The organism is Marinimicrobium sp. UBA4509 (assembly GCF_002388575.1).
GTDB lineage: Bacteria > Pseudomonadota > Gammaproteobacteria > Pseudomonadales > Cellvibrionaceae > Marinimicrobium > Marinimicrobium koreense.
In genome coordinates this window covers 35178-35744 of the sequence record NZ_DGMV01000025.1, presented here as the reverse complement: position 1 = coordinate 35744, position 567 = coordinate 35178, and the positions used below count along the sequence as shown (strand labels likewise).

The 567-nt window shown below is 56.8% G+C and carries 1 protein-coding gene and 1 pseudogene; both read right to left on the bottom strand.

Translation table 11 applies throughout. The features are described 5' to 3' along the window. Window positions 1–77: 77 nt before the first annotated feature. Window positions 78–416 (bottom strand): hypothetical protein, encoded by a 339-nt coding sequence (locus tag B3520_RS02770; protein ID WP_286807200.1) that lies wholly within the window; start codon window positions 414–416, stop codon window positions 78–80. A gap of 53 nt (window positions 417–469) precedes the next feature. Further along, window positions 470–567: pseudogene (locus B3520_RS02765) on the bottom strand (phosphoadenosine phosphosulfate reductase); the annotation flags it as partial.

Here is a 567-nt window from a genome sequence, read left to right as displayed (position 1 = left end):
GAAGCGCGCATCCGCCGTAACCAGAACCAAACAAGGGCACCCATGCAGTGCCAAAAAACGCCTGTCTGCGGCGAAGATTACAGAAAATCCAGATCCGGATTATCCTTCATGATTTCCTTCAGCTCGTCCGACTCTGACGCCTTCTGCTCCAGCACCTCCCGGACGAATTTCAGATACACCGTATAGATCACCGGATCCTGACCGTCCTCATGATCGACCAGGAAAAAGGGTGCCCGGTCGACCTGGTACTGGCGGGCCAGTTGCATCCCCGGGCTGTTCGGGTCGCGTTCATCCGCCACCAGAATGTCGTCGATGCGACTCATATGGCCGCTTTCTTTCAGCTTCTGCAGGACGTCCGCGCACTTCGCGCAGGGCGAGCCGTCTTTGAGTATCTTTTTTACCAGCGTGATGGTCATAAGCTTACCTCGTGGCGTTCTCGGAGCATTGTCTCGCCCGGCCTGCTATCACGTCACGACTTGACGTTATCAGCGTGCAACCCGCATTCTTTCTTGGTTGATTCTTCCCACCACCAGCGGCCTTCCCGCTCGTGCTGGCCCGGACCAATCC

Bases quoted from the DNA above. Each gene is read 5' to 3' on its own strand.
- B3520_RS02770 (WP_286807200.1), bottom strand. From the start codon at position 416: ATGACCATCACGCTGGTAAAAAAGATACTCAAAGACGGCTCGCCCTGC.